Origin of the sequence: Chitinophaga sp. Cy-1792 (assembly GCF_011752935.1) — a bacterium.
Taxonomy (GTDB): domain Bacteria; phylum Bacteroidota; class Bacteroidia; order Chitinophagales; family Chitinophagaceae; genus Chitinophaga.
In genome coordinates this window covers 1,026,951-1,047,619 of record NZ_VWWO01000002.1, presented here as the reverse complement: position 1 = coordinate 1,047,619, position 20,669 = coordinate 1,026,951, and the positions used below count along the sequence as shown (strand labels likewise).

Below are 20,669 nucleotides of genomic sequence, written 5' to 3'. Positions count from 1 at the left end.
TAGGATTTAGTTTGATTATCGTTAACCCCTGCAGCCCTCCCCGGACTATTTTTGTGTTATAAAAGATGCAATGCCATCTGGCGGAAAGTCATGTTCCCGGCCCTTTTCCATGAATCATATGGCATCTGCAACCACTTAGAGCGAAATTATGTTATAGTGGTTACCGGAAAATGATACCGTCCCTCCATCTTTTTAAAATAAACAACAACAAAACTTCTGACAAAATGAGTAATGTAAACACTAAAGCATTCGGCACAAATGCAGCTAAAGCGCCATTGGAAGGAATGAAGATTGAGCGTAGAGACACTACCCCACATGACGTGGAAATAGAAATCCTCTTCTGTGGCGTCTGCCATTCCGACCTTCATACTGCACGCAACGAATGGCATGGTACCATTTATCCGGTAGTTCCCGGACATGAAATCGTTGGCCGCATCACCAAAGTGGGGGACCATGTAAAGAAATTCAAGGTTGGCGACCTCGCTGCGGTAGGCTGTATGGTAGATTCCTGCCGTACCTGCGAATACTGCCGGCAGGGACTGGAACAATACTGCGAGCCCGGCAATACACTCACGTATAACTCTCCCGACAAACACCTCGGCGGACAAACATACGGCGGCTATTCTGAGCGCGTAGTGGTAGACGAAAACTATGTACTGCATGTACCTGAAAACCTTGATCCTGCCGGCGCCGCCCCATTGCTGTGCGCAGGCGTTACCACCTGGTCGCCGCTGAAACACTGGCAGGTAGGCCCTGGTAAAAGAGTCGGCGTGGTAGGTATCGGCGGCCTCGGACACATGGGCATCAAATTCGCCAAAGCCATGGGCGCACACGTAGTAGTATTTACTACCTCCCAGTCCAAATTTGAAGACGCCAAACGCCTCGGTGCCGACGAAGTAGTATTGTCTAAAGATCCTGAGCAGATGAAGAAATTTCATGGTAGTCTGCACTTCGTACTGGACTGCGTTTCCGCCGAACACGACATCAACGCCTACCTGGCGCTACTGAAGGTTGATGGCGCACTGGCGCTGGTAGGCGCACCGGAATTCCCGCTGCCTGTCGCTGCTTTCAGTCTTATCCCGAAAAGATTAAGCTTTGCCGGCTCTACTATCGGCAGCATAAAAGAGACACAGGAAATGCTGGATTTCTGCGGCCAGCACAATATTACCGCAGACATTGAAATGATCAACATCCAACAGATCAACGAAGCATATGAACGTCTGCTGAAAGGAGATGTACATTATCGCTTCGTTATCGATATGGCTTCACTGAAAAACTAAGTGGTTATGAGTAAGGTACTGATCCTCGGCGCGGGCGGACAAATCGCCCAGCAGGCCATTCCCCTGCTGCTGGAAGATAAGAACGTGGAACTCACCCTGTTCCTGCGCCATCCGAAAGAACTGCCCCGGCTGCCCAAAGAGCGCGCCATTATTGTACATGGCGACGTACTCAAATATGATCAGCTGGAACCTGCCGTAAAAGGACAGGACGTAGTATATGCCAACCTGGCCGGAGAAGTAGATAAACAGGCCGCCAACATCATCAAGGCGATGCATGCGGCAAAAGTAAAACGACTGATCTTCATCGCGTCGCTGGGTATCTACGATGAGGTTCCCGGAGAATTCGGGAAATGGAACCATCGTATGGTAGGCCAGTACCTGAAGCCCTATGTTAAAGCGGCTGAACTGATAGAAGCCTCCGACCTGGAATATACCATTATCAGGCCCGCCTGGCTTACCGACAACGATGAAACAGACTATGAAACCACCGAAAAAGGCGAGCCTTTCAAGGGTACGGAAGTATCCAGGAAAAGCGTCGCCGCACTGGTGACAGACTTAGTGGAACATCCGCGTAAAGCCCACCGCAAAAGCTTAGGTATCAACAAACCCGGCACAGACGGGGATAAACCTTCCTGGTATTAACAGCTGCCCGGATACAGGTCTGGTGTGCACCCCGGTGTACACCAGACTTTTCTTTTTCCTCTCCTCCGTATATTTGTAGTACACCAAACCCTTCATGCTATGAGCTCCGGCAGTGATAAAAACAAATGGGAAGAACGTTATGCCAGCCCTGTTTATGCCTACGGCAAAACACCTAACAAATTCTTTGAAGAATGGCTGTTGAAATTTAAGCCCGGCACCATCCTGATGCCAGCAGACGGCGAAGGCCGTAATGGCGTTTTTGCGGCCCTTAACGGCTGGCGCGTAACCAGTACCGACCAGAGTGAGCAAGGACAGCTAAAAGCCCTGCAACTGGCCGCAGAAAACGGTGTACCGCTGGACTATGTCACCGGTGATTTCGGAGAGATGAATTTTCCGCCGGCATCCTTCGACGCCATCGGACTTATTTTCGCTCATTTCCCCGGTGATAAAAAATCCGGCTTTCACCAGTTGTGCAACACCTTCCTGAAACCTGGTGGTATCGTGATTTTTGAGGCCTACAGCAAACAACACCTGCAATACAAGGAAAAAAATCCGGAGGTAGGCGGCCCCAATGACATCACCATGCTTTTCAGTACCGAAGAGCTATTCCACGACTTCCCCCATTACGAAATAATACTGCTGGAAGAAAAAGAAGTGTTACAGGAAGAAGGTATTTTTCATAATGGCCTCAGCAGCGTGATACGATTTGTAGGCAGAAAGCAATAGCTTAATATTCGCCCACCGAAATGCCTTTCGCTTCCAGCGCCGATTTAATCTGTTCCATATCACCGTCATAGAATAGTGACATTGATTTCAGATTCGGAAAGTGCTGTACATCGCTGAAGTCTTTAATATTGAAAGTATCGTCTTCGCCATCCCAGAAACGAAACAGCTGGCCATAGATTTCATCGCCGCCATCCTGCTGGATATCGGTTATTTCCGTGGCCAGCCGTTTATCTACTTCCAGTGCTTCAAACCAGCGGGTCACTTCAGGAATAAAGGCGTAGCCTTCCGCTTCAATATCTATCTGGCGGCCGCTATAATGTTTTACAAAATCATACAGGTCAAAAACCGGCTGTAGCAGCCCTTTTTCATACATCAACACCTGCACCACAGCCAATTTGAAATTGAAATCCTTAAAATCGATTTTCTCTCCGGCTGCTTTAATATATTCATATTTTGTTGTATCGATCACCTCCGGCGCTTCCCGCTGCATGAGTTGCAGCGCTGCTATCTTCCCCTCGTCTATATCAAACCACAGTTCATTATCTCCCAAAACAACACTTCCGCTATCATCATTTTTCGAAATACGTTTGAGCTCACTTTCGTGCGCTGCCAGGAATGCTGGATAATCTACCCCATTGATGAGAAAGGTATCGGTAAAGGTTTGTTTTGGGGAGAAATCATATTTATTTGGTGAGATATCAAGCATAATACTTTCTGCGACTTTCCCATCTTTTGCATAGGCGGTAAGTCCGGCTTCATCCCAGGTATAAATGTGATTATATTTCTTTTTAACATGACGTCCGGGGCCCAGGATGGCTTGCAGTACCTGTATTTTTACAGGAAAGATGATGACCTGGTCTTCAATAAAGATGGTGTTGTCAATGATGGCTGCTTTCATTATTATTTTTCAGGGAGTGGGTTATAAAAACGATTTCAGGCGGAAAGTTATTAAAAGTTGACCATAATCTTCATAAGCACGACTAACAATATCTCCTGAAATGGCGGTTACAGTGAAAAAAAGCGTAAATTTAGAATAGTATATTCTGCTGATTCGTCCATCGCTTAAAAAAGATATAACCATGAAAACATTAGCATTATTAATCGGATTTTGTCTGGCCACGGCAGGGGCTTTTGCCCAGGATGCAGCACATGCCATTACGGGTGTGTGGTTTAACCAGGAAAAAGACGGGAAGATAGAAATTTACGAAAATGGCGGCAAGTACTTCGGCAAGCTGATATGGGTGAAGGACACCTATGAACCTGATGGAAAAACGCCTAAAAAAGACAGTAAAAATCAGGATGCCAGTTTACGTAACCGGCCGCTGGTGGGTGTTGTGCTGCTTACCAATTTCACGTACAGCGATGGCAAATACCGGGATGGTAAAATCTATGATCCTAAAAGCGGTAAAACCTACAGCTGTATAATGACGCCCAAAGGCAATTCGCTGGATATCCGCGGTTATATTGGTGTGTCTATGTTTGGCAGAACAACGACCTGGACAAGGCCTTAAAATATCTCAGCATACTTCGGGCAGGCTGGCAGCCAGCTTGTCCGATAGCTGTTGAAAGGTATCAAAAGGAAAGGAATCTATTCTGCTCTTTGCGTAGTGCCTTTCTTTCAGTAGCAATTTTATTTTCTTTAATTGCTGATAGGCGATTATGATAAAGCGATACTGCGTAATTTCTGTATCAATTATTTTCTTTCTCAGAAATTGATCCCCATCTGTAACCACTTCTATTTTTATCAGGTTACGTTGCGCCATATTCCTTGTTACCGTTAAGTCTGTCCAACCCTGTCCCAAAAAAAACCTTATCGTATATTCCTGCTCGTTATTGAGCAATGCAAGGAGTAATTGCATTAAATCATGTAGCGGTGCTCCCACTGCATCTGATACACCGTCTTCGTAGAACCCGTTTCCGCGGAACCACATAAAGGTCATCCATCCGCCCTTCTCCAACGTAATACTAAAATCAAAATCGTCTGATAAATCTGCCATTAGCTGCAATTTATATTTATAAAGATATCTCCCAGGAATATCATCTTCACAAAACACTGTAATTCCAGCACTTATTTCCTCACCCAATCATCCTGCTGAAATCCGCTCCCAAACTAGTAAATAATCGCAAAATACGGATGTTGATTTTGGTGTAATTTGCTATTAAATGTTTCAATAGTAAAGAGAATTAACCCCGCATCAGCATGTAACAATAAGCAACAAAAGCGGATCTGTACGGAAGTGTAAACCAGGCTAATCAATTGCTTACAACTTCCCAGGAATGAACATCCAGACTCAGACTATGCGACATGGGCTGATGCCGACAAACACGCTGGCAAAGCCAGCCATCACTTATTCATGCTAAAACAAATCATCATGGAAAACAACACTTCATCCAAAACGGAAGACCTGTTTGCAACAGCGAACCAATATATTAAAGGCGGCTTTCCTAATCCGGAAGATTATGGCAAACCACATATAAACTGGCATTGGGCAAGCGGACAATTTTTCGGTGAAGCCTATGAAAAGGCCCGCCAGTCCCTTATCGGCTCCTTACTGCCTGCATCCTACGATACCATCAACCAGGGCTTGCGGATGCTCAACTTCCTCACTGAACCTCAACCTAATCCATGGCGCAATGACTCCTTCAAACTCACGATGGCGCGCTCCTTTGCGCAGGTGGTTATTGGCAACGCCCAAACCATGCAGTATACCGGTGAAAATGCCGGCCGTAACACCGATTATATAGGGGGCATACAGCTAATCAGCGATGTAATTGATGATATCTGTCCACCATACAACAAACGGGGCCCGCATCATCATTTCGACAGCATAGACCTTTTTGTAATCGCCGCCGAGTTTAAAGCCGCAACTGGTACCATTAGCCATGAAGGCCTCCGGCAATCGCTGGCAAAAAACGCGGAAAAGCTGGCAGAAGCTGCATTAAAACAGATAAGTGCGTGATTTATTCCTATCATGAAATTATCCATAAAAACAAATATGAAACAAATTTTAAGACTACCACTACTACTGACCGCACTCAGCATTTTTTTACTTTTTAGTTGTAAAAAAGGTGATCCTGGTCCTGCCGGACCAGCAGGTACTAATGGCACCAATGGAACTAATGGCGCTACAGGCCCAACAGGTGCGACGGGTGCAACCGGGCCTACCGGAGCCACCGGCGCAACCGGCAGCGCTAATGTGATCTATTCCGCCTGGGTATCCACCAATCCGTGGAATGCTTCCACCACCTCCAATGGCAGTGGTAAAAACACGTTCTATTTCGATTGGTCCACCACCCAGGTAACACAGGATATTCTTGACAAAGGAGTAGTACTGGTGTACGCAAAATTATATAGTGACCCGGATGGCATCGGCAGTATTAAACAACTCCCTACCTCCTACTACAATGGCGGTAGCACCAACCAGGTATACAATTTTTCAACTGCCCTGAGTTTTAACAAGATCAGGGTCATCTGTGATGTGGTTCCACTGGGATCCCCCTCTACCAGCAACCAGGTGAGATATATTATCATCCCGGGTGCAGTAGCAGGTGCACGTACTGCCAGCTACGACTATACGAAAATGAGTTACGAAGATGTCTGTAAACTTTTCAATATAACTCAATAAAATGAGCAGATTGAAAAACCCATCACGGCCTGCATTACCCATGCAGGCCTTTTCTATGGCTCCTATCTGTTACAATATCCGGTGATGCATTTCATAAAAAAAGCCAACACCCGAATTCGTATGGATATTGGCGTTACCGTTGCGAAAAGCCCCTGTTATCTTCAGAACTTATCTTTATAATATTGGGCATCGTTCAGGAATTTCTTCACCGCTTCCAGGTTGGTATAATCCAGGTCGATGATATCACTGACTGCCTGTTGTTTGTTTTGAGCGTGCCGGTAGTAAGATTTGCAGATCGTATAGCCCATAAAATACCCCAGATCCCCCATGGTGGCAGATGTGCTACCATTATACAACCAGTTCGACAACTCTTCCCCGAACATTTCTTTTTTAAACGCCTCTTTTAGCTCCTGTTCGTGTAGGCGGCCATAGGTAAGGTAGGAATGCATCAGCGGCTCATGCAGCACCAGTTCAGTGATGAAATCGCAGGCGCCTTCATAAATACTCTGACTCAGCAATACTTTCCCCTCCCCTTTCTGCTGCGTATGTACGTATTCGTGGATTGCCACAGGTATGATATTATCTGTTTCCTTTGGCTGGAAGAAGTTGGCCAGGCGTTTATCCGGAAATTCGGAAACATCCGTATAACGGTTACCCGTGGCTATTTCCGTACCTATCAGTGCAATTCCTGTTTCTGCTACACCGGCGGCACGTACGGCGGTAATGGTGAAATAGAGCGGTGCCGGGCGCATGGCAGGATACATCGCTTTTAATGTGTCCAGGTAAGCCTGTATCAGTGGCAATGCCGGCGGCACTTTCAGGGTGTTGGGCCTGGCAGAAGCCCAGAACTTAGGGTATTTATGGATGCTGGCTACCAGCCTGGCCGCATCGAAATTACGGAGCTGCATAAATGCTTTCAGTCCTGCGGTGCCTTTATCAATATAGAGTTTTTGCATGATAGCGACCTGCAGTGCGGTATCTGCGGTGGTATGTACACTGTCGAATGCTTCCCAGAAGTGGTCGATATCGGAAATGTACACGGCGGCGTTTTGCTGGGCATCGGCTTTGCCGATACCTGCGGTCGACATGATAACCCAAAGGAAGCAGGACAATAATTTGTTTTTCAAGGGTTGATTCGTTTTGAATTGTTACAGATCCTGGTTGAACTTAAATATCATACACACCGGAATTCGCCTACACATCTTAAAAAGCATTTTAAAAATATGCATTTTTATCTATATAAATTACAGATAAACGTATATTCATCAACGTTACAAATTAAATATCAGCTAAATCAGCAATTTATGGATTGGTGGGTACAGGTTACAATTATTGCAGAATATCTCGAAGATGCGCCGGCAATAGCGCAATACATTCATGATCAGGACGCAGGCAAATGGAAGAAAAAAGAATATAACCGTGCCTGTTATAAGACGGAAGAAACCGGACAGGTGTTATTCTATACCTATCAGTTGTATTATTCCTATGAAAGGCAAAAATGTATACCCGACTGGTTAATAGCGGAGTTGTCGGCCCAAAACCCTCAGGCCTATTTCACCGCAATGGCAGACATTCCTCTCCCTGGTGCCCTTTTACGTTATCAGGCAGGGAAAATACAGCATCATTATTTAATGGAACAAAGGCGTACGAATTTAATACTACCACTCGATGATTTCGATAAGCCCAACGACCTTTGTAATCCAGACTTCCTGTACCATTGGTTTGGGCATGGTAAAGCGGAACAGCAAATAGCCATTGACGATCAATCTCTAATCATAAGTCAGGAGCTATTCGATGGAATATTCCCGCTGGAACCTGAAGAATGGGAGATACTGGACAATTTAATTGCCGAGTGGAACCTGGGCGGATTAAGATCTACCTGGACAGAAATTAAATTTGAGTAAATCATCTGGAAAAATAAATTAATCAACAGCATATGGGTTGGTGGACACAGATTACCATAATTGCGGAGCACCTGGAAGATGCGCCGGCAATAGCAAAATACATTTATGAAGAAGACGGGAAGAAATGGGAAAAGAGTGGTTATACCCGTGTATGTTATCAGGAAGAGCCAGGAGGAGCAGGACAAAGATTGTTTTACACCTATGAAAGACGAAACTGCATACCAGACTGGATCATAGCGGAGTTATCGACGCAAAACCCTACGGCATATTTCACCGGAATGGCCGACTCTCCTGCATGGCTTTGTTCTCCTGGTGGCCTGATGCGCTATCAGGCAGGGAAAATGCTGGACAATTATCTATTCGATAGAAAACGTACGAAGCTGATAACACCACTGAATGAAACCGATCAACCAAATGATCTCTTTAATCCTGATTTCCTGTATAACTGGTTTGGACATGGTAAGCCAGAAGCGCAGCTAACTACAGTACCACCTCACCTGGCTTTAAAGGATCTGAAACTATTCGAAGGGAGCTGGGAGTTCGATGCCGAAGAAATGGAAATACTTGATAGCTTCATTGCTGAGTGGGACTTAGGTGCATTCAGATCTGCCTGGACAGATATTACCTTCTAAAAATAAAGAACCTTCTCTACTAAAATAGAGAAGGTTTTTTTTAACAAACACTGAATATTAAACCTGGCCGTTTTCATCTCTTGGTGCGCGGTAAGGTTGCTTGTCTACTTTCCTGTAGGCCCAGCCGAATATCAGCGGGAATACCCACAATGAGAACAGCATCGCGCAAAGAATACCACCAATTACAACCCTGGCCAGCGGCCTCGAACTTTCGGACCCTATCCCATGCGATATCGCTGCAGGAAACAGCCCTATCGCCGCCATCAGGGCCGTCATCATCACCGGTCGTATTCGTGTATTCACACCCAGCTTGATAGAATTATACAACCGCGCTTCTCCCCTCACCGTGGCGAGGTTCTCCTTAAACCGCGTTATAAGAATGATACCATCCTGGATACATATACCAAACAGGGCAATGAAACCGATACCGGCGGATATACTGAAATTGGTGCCGGTAATATGAAGGGCCATGATACCGCCGACCAGCGCAAATGGTACGTTGGTAAATACCAGCAGGGCATCCTTGAAATTACCGAACATACTTAGCAACAGCAGGAATATCAAAGCCAGACTGATAGGCACCACCAGTGTCAGGCGCTTTTCCGCGCGCTGCTGGTTTTCGAAATCCCCCTGAAACTGCATACTGTAGCCACGTTGCAGCTTCACTTTCTTCTTCACTTTTTCCATGGCTTCTGCAATGGTACTACCCATGTCGCGCCCCCTGACGGAGAACTTCAAGGCGGCATAACGACGGTTGTCATCCCTGAAAACCAATGCAGCACCTGTTTTCTGCGTGATGGTGGCAATCTCTTTGATAGGTACCTTGCTGCCATTCTGCGTAGGCACCAGCAGTTCGCCTATCTGGGCAGGCGTTTTCCTGAATTCTTCCGGCATACGCACCCTTATATCAAAAATCTTAATGCCTTCATATAACTGGCTGGCCGGCGCCCCACCTGCTCCCAAACCTGTCATGGCCATACTGATCACGGCATTGGCCTGGGAAGTGGCTACACCATACAGCGCCATCTTCTGCTGACTCAGGTTAATATCCAGCTCCGGCTGTCCGATGTTATGCATAATGCCAAGGTCTTCTATCCCACGTACATCTTTCAGGACATTATAATATTCATCCAGCTTACCTTCCATATAATTCAGGGAATCGCCGTAAATCTTCAGCACGATGCTTCCTTTTACCCCCGATACGGCTTCTTCTACGTTATCCATGATAGGTTGGGAGAAGTTGAGATTGACACCAGGAATGACCGACAGCGACTTATTCATCTGATCGATCAGTTCCTCCTTGCTGATCTTCGGCTTCCACTGCGATTCAGGGAACATCAGGATATCAAATTCGTTGTTATAGTAACCGGTAACGTCGGTACCATCGTCCGGACGGCCGGTCTGCGATACACAATACTGTACCTGCGGGAACTTCATAATGATATCCCTGGCCTGTTTGGATACCTCCACCGACTTCTGCAAATCAATACTGTAGTTGGTTTGAATACGCAGCCAGATACTACCTTCATTCAGTTCAGGCAGGAACTCAGAGCCCAGCCATTTAAACGAATAGATACCCACCACCATCACCACCATGGCGATGGCCACTACCAGCTCCTTTCGCTTGAATGCCCTGATGAAACCCATCAGCATAAAGCCCATCATGGCATGGACGATAGGATTATGTTTCTCCCTGACATTCTTCCGCATCAGCATACTGATCAGCACCGGCACCAGCGTAAGCGTGGTAATCAATGATCCCAGGAGTGCGAAGGTTAAGGTGTTGGCCAATGGCGAGAACATCTTACCTTCTACTTTCTGGAAAGAAAAAATAGGCAGCAGGGCCGTGATAATGATAACGTTCAGGTAGAATGGCCGCTTACCGATATCCGCAGCATTCTTGCGGATAAGGCCCAGCTTGGACATCTTATTAAACCGCTCCATCCCGACCTCCTTGGCCTTATGGTCAAGGACGACAAATATCCCCTCCACCATCACGATCGTTCCGTCCAATATAATCCCGAAGTCTACCGCACCCAGCGACAACAGGTTAGCACTCATCCCCATCAGGTGCAGGCATATAAATGCGAACAACAATGATATCGGGATAATACAGGCCACAATGAAAGTGGCTCGCCAGTCGAACAGGAACAACGAAATCAGGATAATCACCAGCACAATACCTTCGATGAGGTTATGCAGCACCGTATGCGTAGCATAGTCTATCAGGTCGCTTCGATCGTAGTAAGGAACAATTTTAGTATCTGCCGGCAGAACGGAGCTGTTGAGATAATCGATTTTATTCTTCAGCGCAGTCACCACTTCGGAAGGGTTTTCCCCTTTACGCATCACGATGATTGCCTCTACCACATCTGGCTGGTCTGTTACCGAATCTTTCCCGTTTTTATCAATTGTTCTGTCACTTCTTCCTACCCAACCCAGTCGGGGTACATTGGAAATTTCCACGGTGGCCACATCTTTTACCAGCAGCGGTACACCGTTGTTATTCTGTACGATAATATTTTTTATCTCTTCGATATCATTGAGCAAACCGATACCACGTACCACAAAAGCCTGGTTATTCTGGGAGATCATATCTCCCCCCACATTAATATTCGTGTTCTGAACGGCATTGAAAACATCCAGTGGCGTAAGGCCCAGGTTGGCCAGCTTTCCGGGATCTACCTTGATTTCGTAGGCTTTTGTTTTACCACCGAAGCTGTTGATATCAGCGACACCGGGCACGCTGCGCAGCTGGCGGTCGATCACCCAGTCCTGCATGGTTTTGAGCTCTCTTACATCCCGGAAGGTACTTTTCAGTGAATAGCGGAAGATCTCTCCCGTAGGGCCGGTGGGCGGTTGTACAGAAGGCTGTAGTCCGGCCGGTAGATTAGCGTTGGGCAGCAGGTTCATGACCTGTTGCCGTGCCTCTGCATCTTTCACATCATCATCGAAAATCAGTTTTACGTAGGAGAGGCCGAATATGCTGGTAGAGCGGAGACTTATTTTTTTCTGTACCGGGTTCATGGCCACTTCAATAGGCACGGTAACGAACTTCTCCACTTCTTCAGCGCTGCGTCCGGGCCATTGCGTGATGATGGTAATCTCTGTATTGGTCACATCCGGGAAAGCCTCAATAGGCATGTGAATGAAGGTAACCACACCCGTGATGATCATCAATGCAGTGATGAACAGTATAAAGAATTTGTTTTTTATCGAGAACCCTATGAGCCGACTTAATATCTTAGTCATTTGCTTGTATTAAAAGATACGGAGTATGATATGACGGAACGAGTAGCCGGTTAACTGTTTAAAGCCTGGTAGATCAGGATTACATCGTAGGCAATCACCCTGTCCCCTTCCTTCAGGCCGGCAGCGATATATGTTTCATTTCCATTGGCACCCAGCACTTCTACCGGTGTGATTTTTACATCACTTTTTCCGTTGTATATGAGCACGTAATACTGGCTATGATCAAACATCAGTGCGTGTGAAGAAACGGTGAGCGCCTTTTTTCCGACAGGATTGAGTACGTTCACGCTGGCAAACATCTGCGGCTTCAGGAGGTAGTTATCGTTCTGCAGTACAATGCGGACTTTCATCACCTTGCTGGCGGGGTCCAGCACATTCAGCATCTTATCTACCCTGCCTTTGAAAACCTTATCAGGATAGGAAAGGGTGGTAACGTCTACATGGTCCCCCACGTGAACGCGGCTGATATTGGACTCGTAGACGTTGGCCTGCACCCATACGTTTTTCAGATCTGAAATGGTAAAGAGATTATTGCCATTATCCGTGCGGATGACGGTGTTATTGGTAATATTTTTCTGCACAACAAATCCATTGATGGGAGATTTCACCACATAGATTCCCTGGCGGTTGTTGCCATTGATTTTGAGTACCCTTTGCTGCATCTGCAACTGCGCAATTGCCTGATCGTAGGCAGTTTGGGCAGCGGTGAGGTCCAGCTGTGAGGAGAGGCCGTTTTTGAAGAGGTCTTTGGTGGCTTCCAGCTGTTTTTTGGCGCTGGTAACATTTGTTTCTGCCACCACCATGCTATTTTCGTAGCCGGCCATTTCACTACTTTTTACTGTCGCCAGCACCTGTCCTTGTTTTACGGCGTCGCCGAGTTGCACGTTGGCATCCTGTACGATACCGCTGACAGGCGGGAAGATGCTCACCTGGTTATCCTGGTTGAAATCGACCATACCGGTGAGGGTGATGGCATCTACCACCGGTGTCATCCGGACGGTATCGATTTTCAATACCTTCATGATGGAATCGGGTATTACGTAGGCGGTACGCTCGTCGGTTTTCTGTTCCTGTTTGTGGCCGCAGGAGCTGAGTGTTGCCACTGTCAGCGGCAGCAGCAGTAACAAGGCGTTGTATGGTTTAAGTATTGCTTGCATGGGGATGCCGGTCTTTATTTAATTAAAAAAATTGAAGCCAGTGAAGAAGTTAATACTTTCCAGTGCGTTCAATTTATTCAGTTGTATTGCGTTTATCTGTAGGGTATTCTGTTTGTAGGAGTCGTAGAAGTCGAGGAAATCGAGCAGGCCCATGGTGCGCTTTTTATAGGCATCGAGGGCAGCGCTGATCAGCCGGCTGTAGTCGTTCTGGAATGCCGGATCTACTTTCTTATAGAGCTTATCTGCGTCAATAGATTCCTGCAGTGCGCGGTATACATTTTCTTCCACTGTTTTCTCCACGCTTTGTTCCGTCATCTCATTCATTTTCACGGCAAATTTTGCAGACTTTATATTACCCTGGTTGCGGTTGAATGCGGGGAGATCTATCGCGATACCTGCCATGAAGAGGTCTTTGATGTAGCTGCCTTGCTTGTCGTAGTTGATACTGAAAGAAGGATCAGGAACGGCGAGTGCTTTCTGGTAGTTGTAATTCAGTTTGCTTATTTCCGTATTCTGCTGGGCGATTTTCAGGTCGGTGCGGCGTTGATAGGCAGAATCCACCAATTCGGGCAGCGGGTATTTCAGGGGATTGATATTGGCTGCCAGTGTGGGATCGAGCTGGGGAACAATATACGTGAGTGTTTTTACCTGTAGTAAGAGTTTCAATTCACTCTGTGTATTGTTGATCTGGTCTATCAGTGCCTGGTATTCGCTTTGCAAACTATAGAGCTGTGCTTTCACCCTTACGATCTCTTTTTCCGACACCCAGAACTTCCCTTCTTTCTGCAGGCCGTTATAGCTGTCTACCACTGTTTGCAGGCCATCAATTTCATCTTTGTAGACGCTGGCGCTTTGTTGCAGGTAGTAGATGGTGTAGAAGTCGGTGCGCAGGGTGTATTTAAGCGTCCGGAGCAAATCATAGAACTGGTATTCAGCCAGCCTGGTATTAGATTTAGCGAGTTTTATCGCTTTATTTCTTTTACCTGCGATCACTATTTCCTGGCTGATATTTGCCGACGCTTCACCAGCCTCAGAGAAGGGAGAAGGAAACAGTTTGTTGGCAGGTGTTGGCGTGATGTTGGGATCATGGCCAACAAGTGCGGTAGCAAACGAGAAGTTTGGGTTGGGGTACAGGCGTGATTGTATTTCCAGTGCCTGTTGAACGTTGACATTGTACCTTTGTGCCAGCAGGGCGAGGTTATTTTTCAGAAAAAGATTTTCTGCACTGTCAAGCGGCAACTTCAGTGAATCCGCAGCGGGTAACGGATTGTTTTGCTGCGCATTCACACTGACCACGCTCATGCATAACACAAGCCACAAACGCAATATCTTATTACATTGCATAGAGAAGATATATTAGGGGAGCTTTTCGATGTCAAACTTAGTCAAATAGAAAATCCACGCAAATTAGAACCTTCTAATGTGCAGGGAACGATCAGTGGAACAAGTATCATATTTTATAAATTATATATTTTTAGATTGCTATTACAGAAACAGTTAATCATATATTTTTCGATAAACTACCCGCCATATTAGAAATTGATTAGTAACGTGTACGGCTGCTTGCTGTTAGGTATCCCATCAGCTCCGGTTGAAAAAGCGGGGAGTTTTTTTTATATAACAACAGGCAGTAAGAATAGTTGAGCCTAACCATGCCATCCTGCCCCTTTATTTTCCACTCTTCATTTTCTGCGGAAAATCCAGCAAAAAATATACATATTGTGGCTGACGGCCTATGTAGGGCCAACAGTGGGCATCAATTTACATTAAAACAAGCGTTTATATTTTCCACATGATCAGTCAACCCGAGGTTCTTACCAGTAAGCCACAAGCTATGGTACTTAGCAGCAAGCCACATTACCCTATCCTGGATGGTTTGCGCGGCGTCGCCGCTATGATGGTAGTGGGCATGCACGTATGTGAGGCCAATTCTACCAGTATAATGGACATGAAAATTAACCACGGCTATCTGGCGGTGGATTTCTTCTTCCTGCTTTCAGGGTTTGTTATCGGCTATGCCTACGACGACCGCTGGACGAAAATGAGTATTGGCGGCTTTTTTAAGCGGAGGCTGGAAAGGCTGCAGCCACTGGTTATCCTGGGGATGATCATTGGCGCCATCTGCTTCTACTGGTCCGACTCCCCTACCTTTCCCAATATCCATAACGTACCGCTGTGGCAGGTGATCGGCATTATGCTGATAGGCTTCACATTAATACCCGTACCCACGTCTATGGATATACGCGGATGGCAGGAAATGCACCCCCTGAACGGGCCTGGATGGTCACTATTTTATGAATATGTAGCCAATATACTATATGCTGTCGGACTCCGTAAGCTTTCCAAAGCAGCGCTGTCCGTGCTGGTATTCCTGGCAGGAGCAGCCCTGCTGTATTACTGCGTTACCTGCAAAAACGGCGATGTAATCGGTGGGTGGTCTATCACCCAGGAACAGCTGACTATCGGATTTGTCAGACTGATGTACCCCTTCTTTGCAGGGTTGCTGATATCACGTACCATTAAGCCAGGAAAGATCAACAATGCCTTTTTCATCAGCGCACTGATGCTGGTGATATTGCTGTCGGTACCCCGCATTGGCGGCGAAACACAGCGCTGGATGAACGGCCTCTACGAGGCGCTGACCATCCTGTTCCTCTTCCCGGTAATCATCTATATCGGTGCCAGCGGCCAAACCAGCAGTAAAACGGGAACGGCTATATGTAAATTCCTGGGAGACATCTCCTACCCTATCTACATTACCCATTATCCATTTATCTATATTTACACCGGGTATGTAAATAGTCACCCCAGAACAGAAACCACCCCTAATATCCTTTACGGTGCGCTGACATTTATAGTAGCCGTTTCCGTGGGTTATGCCAGTCTGAAACTATACGACGAACCGATAAGGGCGTGGCTGAAACGCAAGTGGGGCAATGCCTGATCTTCTTACAATAAAATAAAAATACCCCTTTATGGTACAGTACCTTAAAGGGGTATGACCAAAATACTGAACCCCATCCCCATGCGCAAGCCCGTCACCCTTATCATCCTTAGCCTGCTCTTACTGGCTACCTCCTTTTCCTACGCCCAGAAAGCAAGCATTTCCCGTGACAGCATTCTTCAGAAATACCTGCATAATGGCGCCTACCAGTACGCTATTTATTCGCAATCCTGGAATGTATATCTCGACAGCGCGCTGGCTATACTGCCACAAGATGCATTTTTATGGCAGCAGAAAGCCATGCCGTACTTCAAAACGTTGAAATACGAAGTGGGCATGGCTTACCTCGATAGCGCTGTTAAATACAACCAGCCGCGATATATAGATTACAGAGGTTTTATTAAATGTATTTTCCTGAAAGATTATACAGCCGCCATCGCTGATTTTCAGCTGGCCAGCCAGGTCAATGGCGACATAGGGATTATGGACCATGAATACCGCTTCTACATTGGCTTATCCTATCTTCAGCTCAATAAATATGACAGCGCCGCCAGCTGTTTCCGGGAATGTATCCGGCGGCAACAGGCACGTTTCGGTGACAGCATGGTACATCACCTGGTAAATTTCTATATGGGCATCACCTTATATGAACAGCAAGAATATGCTGCGGCTATCTCCTATTTTGATAAAGCATTACAGCGGTACTCCAACTTTTCAGATGCAAAATTCTATAAAGCCCTGTGCATGGGTTACTTACAGCAAGATACAGCAGCAATGCAACTATACGAGGAGGCGGTGAAGGATTTTAAGGATGGTTTTACGATTAATGAAGATAATGCCATCTATGAGCGCTATCCATATCAGGTAAACAGCTTCTTACTTAGCCGTCTTAAACCCTGATAAATTTTCATATACCCGTTCCTGTTAGTTACCAACAGCACTTCCCAGGAACGGGCCTATGGATCAGCTACTCAGCCTGACAAGAGCTGTCGCTGTAGTATCCAGAAAGTTGACCTGTTTTCCTTTATTACTTTCGAAGATAAAATCGCGGAAGGCCTGCCCGGGATATTTGGAAAAATCTCCTACAATTGCCAGCCGCATTTTATAGTTGGTATACTTCTGCAATATCTCTCCTGCAATACCGGTGCTGAGGTCGAAGAATGCCGGTGTGATATTATCTTCATGAAGAATGACCCTTTCCACATCCTGATAGTACAGGTTGCCCAGCAGGTCAAGGGCATCTTCCGTATTACTTATCAAAACACCTGTTCCCTGTAATTCCGCTACGGGATAGTTTCTCGTCTGATGAATCTTAATTTCCATAATGGTTAACAATTAAAGTCCCCAAAGATAAGTTACTTATTCTACTAAATCCTGGTAGGCGAAGAGTCCGGGTGTACCGCCGGTCATTACAAACAGCAGGTTACTTCCTTCCGGAAATCGTCCCTGTTCTATATCTGCCAGCATACCAGCGAAGGCTTTGCCACTATATACGGGGTCGAGGAATATACCTTCAGTGGATGCCAGGAGCTTCAGTGCATGCCACATGGCCTCCGTGGGGATGCCGTAGGCTTCTCCGCGGGCGCTGTCGCTAACGAATACCTCTTCTGCCGGAATCGATTTCGTATAGCCGAGCAGGTTAGCTGTAGCGTTTGCTTTCTCCAGGGTAGCCTTTTTAGTAGTGACTTCATCTGCCAGCACGGCATAGGAGCGAATCTGCGGGCCGGTATGACCGGCGTATTTTTGTCCGGCCAGCAGTCCGGCATGTGTGCCACTGCTACCGTTAGGCAATAGTATATGCGAGAACGTGATATCCATTTCCTGGCTTTGCGCCATGATTTCCAGGTAGCAGTTGGCGTAGCCCAGCGCGCCGATCGGACTGGAGCCTCCCATCGGCATTGTATATGGATGTTTGCCCTGTGCTGTCAGCTCTGCCTGGCGGGCTTCCAGCACGGCAGCCCCTGATCCGTTTTCAGGAACGATATGCATTTTAACACCTAAGATCTTTTCCAGCAGGATGTTGCCGTTCTGGTTATAGTTGGCCGTTTTAACAGGCACCAGTTGCGACAGTACCACCTCACAGGCCAGTCCGGCGCGGGCCGCCGCAGTGGCGGTCAGGCGGGTGTGGTTCGACTGTATACCACCTGTAGTGAGGAGCGTATCCGCACCCTTGCTGATGGCATCATGCAGAAGGTATTCCAGCTTACGCAACTTGTTGCCACCAAGGCCGATGTCCATCACATCATCCCGCTTTACATAAATATTGACGCCGTTCAGTCGGCGGTTGAGGTTCGTTAAGGGATGAATAGCTGTTGGTATTGCTATCAGTGGATAGACAGGAAATTTATCTGCCAGGTAATTTTGTTTCACAGTAAAAAGATGAAGTGGTTAGACAATCAGTTTTGTTCAGATAAAGCAGCTAATACTGCCATTGCTTTTGCTGCATCGGCGGCAGGCACGAAGATATGATCGTGGTGGTAGGCCGCCACTACGTTGCAGCTGATACCATTGCCGGACAGCGCCTGCGAAAATGCAGCAGTGAGTCCTACCGCTTCCAGCGATGAATGCACGGTTAATGTAATCCAGGCAGCCACAAAAGTATATTCCAAGCCCAGCATTTTCGCATAGGGTTGTTCCAGAACGACGGTCCATCCTTCTTTCTCCCTGAATACAAACACTGCCTGGCTTATATCCAGCTGTTCAATGCCTGGCATCGTACAAAATACATATGTCCCTTTGTTCAGTTCAGGTTTCATATGTTTCAGCAAATGGCGAAGGTTGTTTTCTCCAGTCATAATGAGTCCGTGCTTTGTTTCATCCAAAAATACATCATCCTGATTGTCAGGCACAAAACAATTTTCCTGGCAAGTACACATACATTCATAACTTTTAGTATATTTAGTAAGCAATGCAGTAACCCTGGTTCCGGCTTTTTCCACGTATGCTCCCTGGCCGGATAGTGCACCACGATAGTACGACAACGATCATTTCATTGGAGCCAATTTCTCTTACGGGTAAATCTATCGACGATATTTCACTAAAACCCAATCTGAACAACAATGAAAAATTCAAGCCCTTTGTTTACAGCAATGATTGCTGCATGTCTGTTTTCCGCCACCTTTCTCCTGAGTGCCTGCACGAAAAATCTGACGGACTCAAATCTTTCGACACAGTCTGGTGTATCCGCCCAAAGCGCCAGCGCTGCCCTTACCGCCAGCGACAGCAGCTTACAGGCGTATAAGAAAACCCAGCATGAGATTTATGCCGGCTTCTATCGTTTTCAGGGTCCCTGCTATGGCGCAGGATTGAACGGCTCTAACTTTTCCGCTATCCCCGACAGTATGGACGTACTGATCGTATTTTGTTTCAGCTCCACCTCACCAGTTGCCGACAGTGTGCCTGTATGGATCAACAAACTACACAACAAAGGCACGAAAGTCATCGTTACCGGTAATCTCAACCTGATATCAGGCGCCTCTGCCAATACAGCCGGCTATGCCGCCACTGCGAAGTATATCATGGATAGTATCGTCAACAAATATGGCTTTGATGGTTACGACGTAGACATTGAGAGTAACCCGAGCGGCACCACCCTCACTACCATGACCGGTGTTTACACCGCATTATCTGCCTACCTGGGGCCTAAGTCCGGCACCGGTAAGCTGCTCACCTTCGATACGAATCAGAGCGGCTCCAACAGTCTGTTTAAAAAAGTGTATACCATGGTAAATTATGTATGGCTGCAAGCCTATGGCAGGGGTGCATCTACCTTACAATCTACCTGGAACACCTTCTCTCCTTACATCAGCTCAACACAGTTTGTTCCAGGTTTTTCTTTTTATGAAGAGAATGGATATCCAAGTAATGTATGGTATGATGTAACCTACCCGGTAAATGGTACCGGCCGTGCCTATGATTATGCCAACTGGGAACCTACCGGTGGTGTTAAAAAAGGTGGTGTATTCAGTTATGCGATCGACAGAGATGCGAATCTGACGTCGTCTACAGACAATACGCTTTATTTGCCTACTTATGTAGTAAGTAAGGCGTTGATACATATTATGAATCCGTAATTGTTGATTTTACAATTAATTTTTCTTAAAAGAGGTAGGAGAATGTAGATTTTCTCCTACCTCTTTTTTTCATCCGATACCTTCGGTATCGGATGGAGGGTTCCGCGCTGCGCGCGGGGGCGCTTTTAGCAGCGGAGAGTGAAAATTTGCCATTCTTTTTTACAGCTGATACCTTCGGTATCAGCTGGTTTGGTTCCGCGCTGCGCGCGGGGGCTATTTTCTAATAGCGAGTGTACTCCCCCTTTGTTACGACCGACTCCTTCGGTAGAGGATGGGAGTTCTACGCTGCACACGGGGGCTCTTACCTGAAGTATCCCTGCAAGTTTATGCAACCGATTTCATGCTACTATAATGCATTCGCCTACATCAACGTACCGTCTTTTTTTCAAAAAAAATAACATTGTCCATCTAAATAATTTAATTGTCCATCTTC

At 46.5% G+C, this 20,669-nt stretch carries 20 protein-coding genes; 11 read left to right on the top strand and 9 right to left on the bottom strand.

Features of this window, described 5'->3' with window-relative positions; all coding sequences use genetic code 11:
- Positions 1–224: 224 nt before the first annotated feature.
- The 3 genes from F3J22_RS18395 (at position 225) to F3J22_RS18385 (ending at position 2,648) form a co-directional block, all read left to right on the top strand.
- Complete coding sequence (locus F3J22_RS18395) at positions 225–1,280, top strand: NAD(P)-dependent alcohol dehydrogenase (protein WP_167019407.1); 1,056 nt, start codon at positions 225–227, stop codon at positions 1,278–1,280.
- 6 nt (positions 1,281–1,286) lie between these two features.
- A complete protein-coding gene (locus F3J22_RS18390) occupies positions 1,287–1,922 on the top strand; it encodes an SDR family oxidoreductase (protein WP_167019406.1) in 636 nt (211 codons plus the stop codon).
- Positions 1,923–2,021: 99 nt separating this feature from the next.
- Positions 2,022–2,648, top strand: a complete 627-nt coding sequence (locus F3J22_RS18385) for a bifunctional 2-polyprenyl-6-hydroxyphenol methylase/3-demethylubiquinol 3-O-methyltransferase UbiG (protein WP_167019405.1) — start codon at positions 2,022–2,024, stop codon at positions 2,646–2,648.
- A gap of 1 nt (position 2,649) precedes the next feature.
- Here the strand turns inward: F3J22_RS18385 and F3J22_RS18380 are convergent, their stop codons facing one another.
- Positions 2,650–3,546, bottom strand: a complete 897-nt coding sequence (locus F3J22_RS18380; protein ID WP_167019404.1) for a hypothetical protein — start codon at positions 3,544–3,546, stop codon at positions 2,650–2,652.
- 181 nt (positions 3,547–3,727) lie between these two features.
- On the opposite strand from F3J22_RS18380, the gene F3J22_RS18375 reads away from it, so the two are divergent.
- On the top strand, positions 3,728–4,159 hold the full coding sequence (locus tag F3J22_RS18375; protein ID WP_167019403.1) for a DUF2147 domain-containing protein: 432 nt from the start codon (positions 3,728–3,730) through the stop codon (positions 4,157–4,159).
- Positions 4,160–4,165: 6 nt separating this feature from the next.
- Here the strand turns inward: F3J22_RS18375 and F3J22_RS18370 are convergent, their stop codons facing one another.
- Positions 4,166–4,645: a hypothetical protein gene (locus F3J22_RS18370; RefSeq protein WP_167019402.1), complete on the bottom strand. Its 480-nt coding sequence runs from the start codon at positions 4,643–4,645 to the stop codon at positions 4,166–4,168.
- 375 nt (positions 4,646–5,020) lie between these two features.
- Between F3J22_RS18370 and F3J22_RS18365 the strand changes: the two genes are divergently transcribed.
- Both F3J22_RS18365 and F3J22_RS18360 read left to right on the top strand, forming a co-directional pair.
- Complete coding sequence (locus F3J22_RS18365; RefSeq protein ID WP_167019401.1) at positions 5,021–5,608, top strand: hypothetical protein; 588 nt, start codon at positions 5,021–5,023, stop codon at positions 5,606–5,608.
- Positions 5,609–5,644: 36 nt separating this feature from the next.
- A complete protein-coding gene (locus tag F3J22_RS18360; protein WP_167019400.1) occupies positions 5,645–6,274 on the top strand; it encodes a hypothetical protein in 630 nt (209 codons plus the stop codon).
- 161 nt (positions 6,275–6,435) lie between these two features.
- On the opposite strand, the gene F3J22_RS18355 is transcribed toward F3J22_RS18360, so the two are convergent.
- A complete protein-coding gene (locus F3J22_RS18355) occupies positions 6,436–7,401 on the bottom strand; it encodes a hypothetical protein (RefSeq protein WP_167019399.1) in 966 nt (321 codons plus the stop codon).
- Between the two features lie 177 nt (positions 7,402–7,578).
- Here F3J22_RS18355 and F3J22_RS18350 point away from each other — a divergent pair, with 177 nt between their 5' ends.
- Together F3J22_RS18350 and F3J22_RS18345 are read left to right on the top strand one after the other, a co-directional pair.
- Positions 7,579–8,178 carry a hypothetical protein gene (locus F3J22_RS18350; RefSeq protein WP_167019398.1) on the top strand — a complete coding sequence of 200 codons (600 nt, stop codon included), beginning with the start codon at positions 7,579–7,581 and terminating at the stop codon, positions 8,176–8,178.
- Between the two features lie 32 nt (positions 8,179–8,210).
- Positions 8,211–8,810, top strand: coding sequence for a hypothetical protein (locus F3J22_RS18345; protein WP_167019397.1), 600 nt, complete (start codon positions 8,211–8,213; stop codon positions 8,808–8,810).
- Between the two features lie 57 nt (positions 8,811–8,867).
- On the opposite strand, the gene F3J22_RS18340 is transcribed toward F3J22_RS18345, so the two are convergent.
- The 3 genes from F3J22_RS18340 to F3J22_RS18330 are packed head-to-tail and all read right to left on the bottom strand — an operon-like array spanning position 8,868 to position 14,563.
- Positions 8,868–12,062: an efflux RND transporter permease subunit gene (locus F3J22_RS18340; RefSeq protein ID WP_167019396.1), complete on the bottom strand. Its 3,195-nt coding sequence runs from the start codon at positions 12,060–12,062 to the stop codon at positions 8,868–8,870.
- Positions 12,063–12,112: 50 nt separating this feature from the next.
- Positions 12,113–13,219 carry an efflux RND transporter periplasmic adaptor subunit gene (locus F3J22_RS18335; protein WP_167019395.1) on the bottom strand — a complete coding sequence of 369 codons (1,107 nt, stop codon included), beginning with the start codon at positions 13,217–13,219 and terminating at the stop codon, positions 12,113–12,115.
- A gap of 18 nt (positions 13,220–13,237) precedes the next feature.
- A complete protein-coding gene (locus F3J22_RS18330) occupies positions 13,238–14,563 on the bottom strand; it encodes a TolC family protein (RefSeq protein ID WP_167019394.1) in 1,326 nt (441 codons plus the stop codon).
- A gap of 448 nt (positions 14,564–15,011) precedes the next feature.
- Here F3J22_RS18330 and F3J22_RS18325 point away from each other — a divergent pair, with 448 nt between their 5' ends.
- Both F3J22_RS18325 and F3J22_RS18320 read left to right on the top strand, forming a co-directional pair.
- The gene (locus tag F3J22_RS18325) at positions 15,012–16,163 is read left to right on the top strand and encodes an acyltransferase (RefSeq protein ID WP_240155125.1); all 1,152 of its coding nucleotides are present in this window, start codon (positions 15,012–15,014) and stop codon (positions 16,161–16,163) included.
- Positions 16,164–16,217: 54 nt separating this feature from the next.
- Positions 16,218–17,063: a tetratricopeptide repeat protein gene (locus F3J22_RS18320; RefSeq protein WP_167019393.1), complete on the top strand. Its 846-nt coding sequence runs from the start codon at positions 16,218–16,220 to the stop codon at positions 17,061–17,063.
- 63 nt (positions 17,064–17,126) lie between these two features.
- On the opposite strand, the gene F3J22_RS18315 is transcribed toward F3J22_RS18320, so the two are convergent.
- From F3J22_RS18315 to F3J22_RS18305, 3 genes are read right to left on the bottom strand one after another with little or no spacing between them, the layout of a single operon-like run.
- Positions 17,127–17,486, bottom strand: a complete 360-nt coding sequence (locus F3J22_RS18315) for a DUF4180 domain-containing protein (protein WP_167019392.1) — start codon at positions 17,484–17,486, stop codon at positions 17,127–17,129.
- Positions 17,487–17,522: 36 nt separating this feature from the next.
- The gene (locus tag F3J22_RS18310) at positions 17,523–18,533 is read right to left on the bottom strand and encodes a D-cysteine desulfhydrase family protein (protein ID WP_167019391.1); all 1,011 of its coding nucleotides are present in this window, start codon (positions 18,531–18,533) and stop codon (positions 17,523–17,525) included.
- 26 nt (positions 18,534–18,559) lie between these two features.
- A complete protein-coding gene (locus F3J22_RS18305; RefSeq protein ID WP_167019390.1) occupies positions 18,560–18,958 on the bottom strand; it encodes an ACT domain-containing protein in 399 nt (132 codons plus the stop codon).
- Between the two features lie 264 nt (positions 18,959–19,222).
- Between F3J22_RS18305 and F3J22_RS18300 the strand changes: the two genes are divergently transcribed.
- On the top strand, positions 19,223–20,236 hold the full coding sequence (locus F3J22_RS18300) for a glycosyl hydrolase family 18 protein (RefSeq protein ID WP_167019389.1): 1,014 nt from the start codon (positions 19,223–19,225) through the stop codon (positions 20,234–20,236).
- Positions 20,237–20,669: the final 433 nt, after the last annotated feature.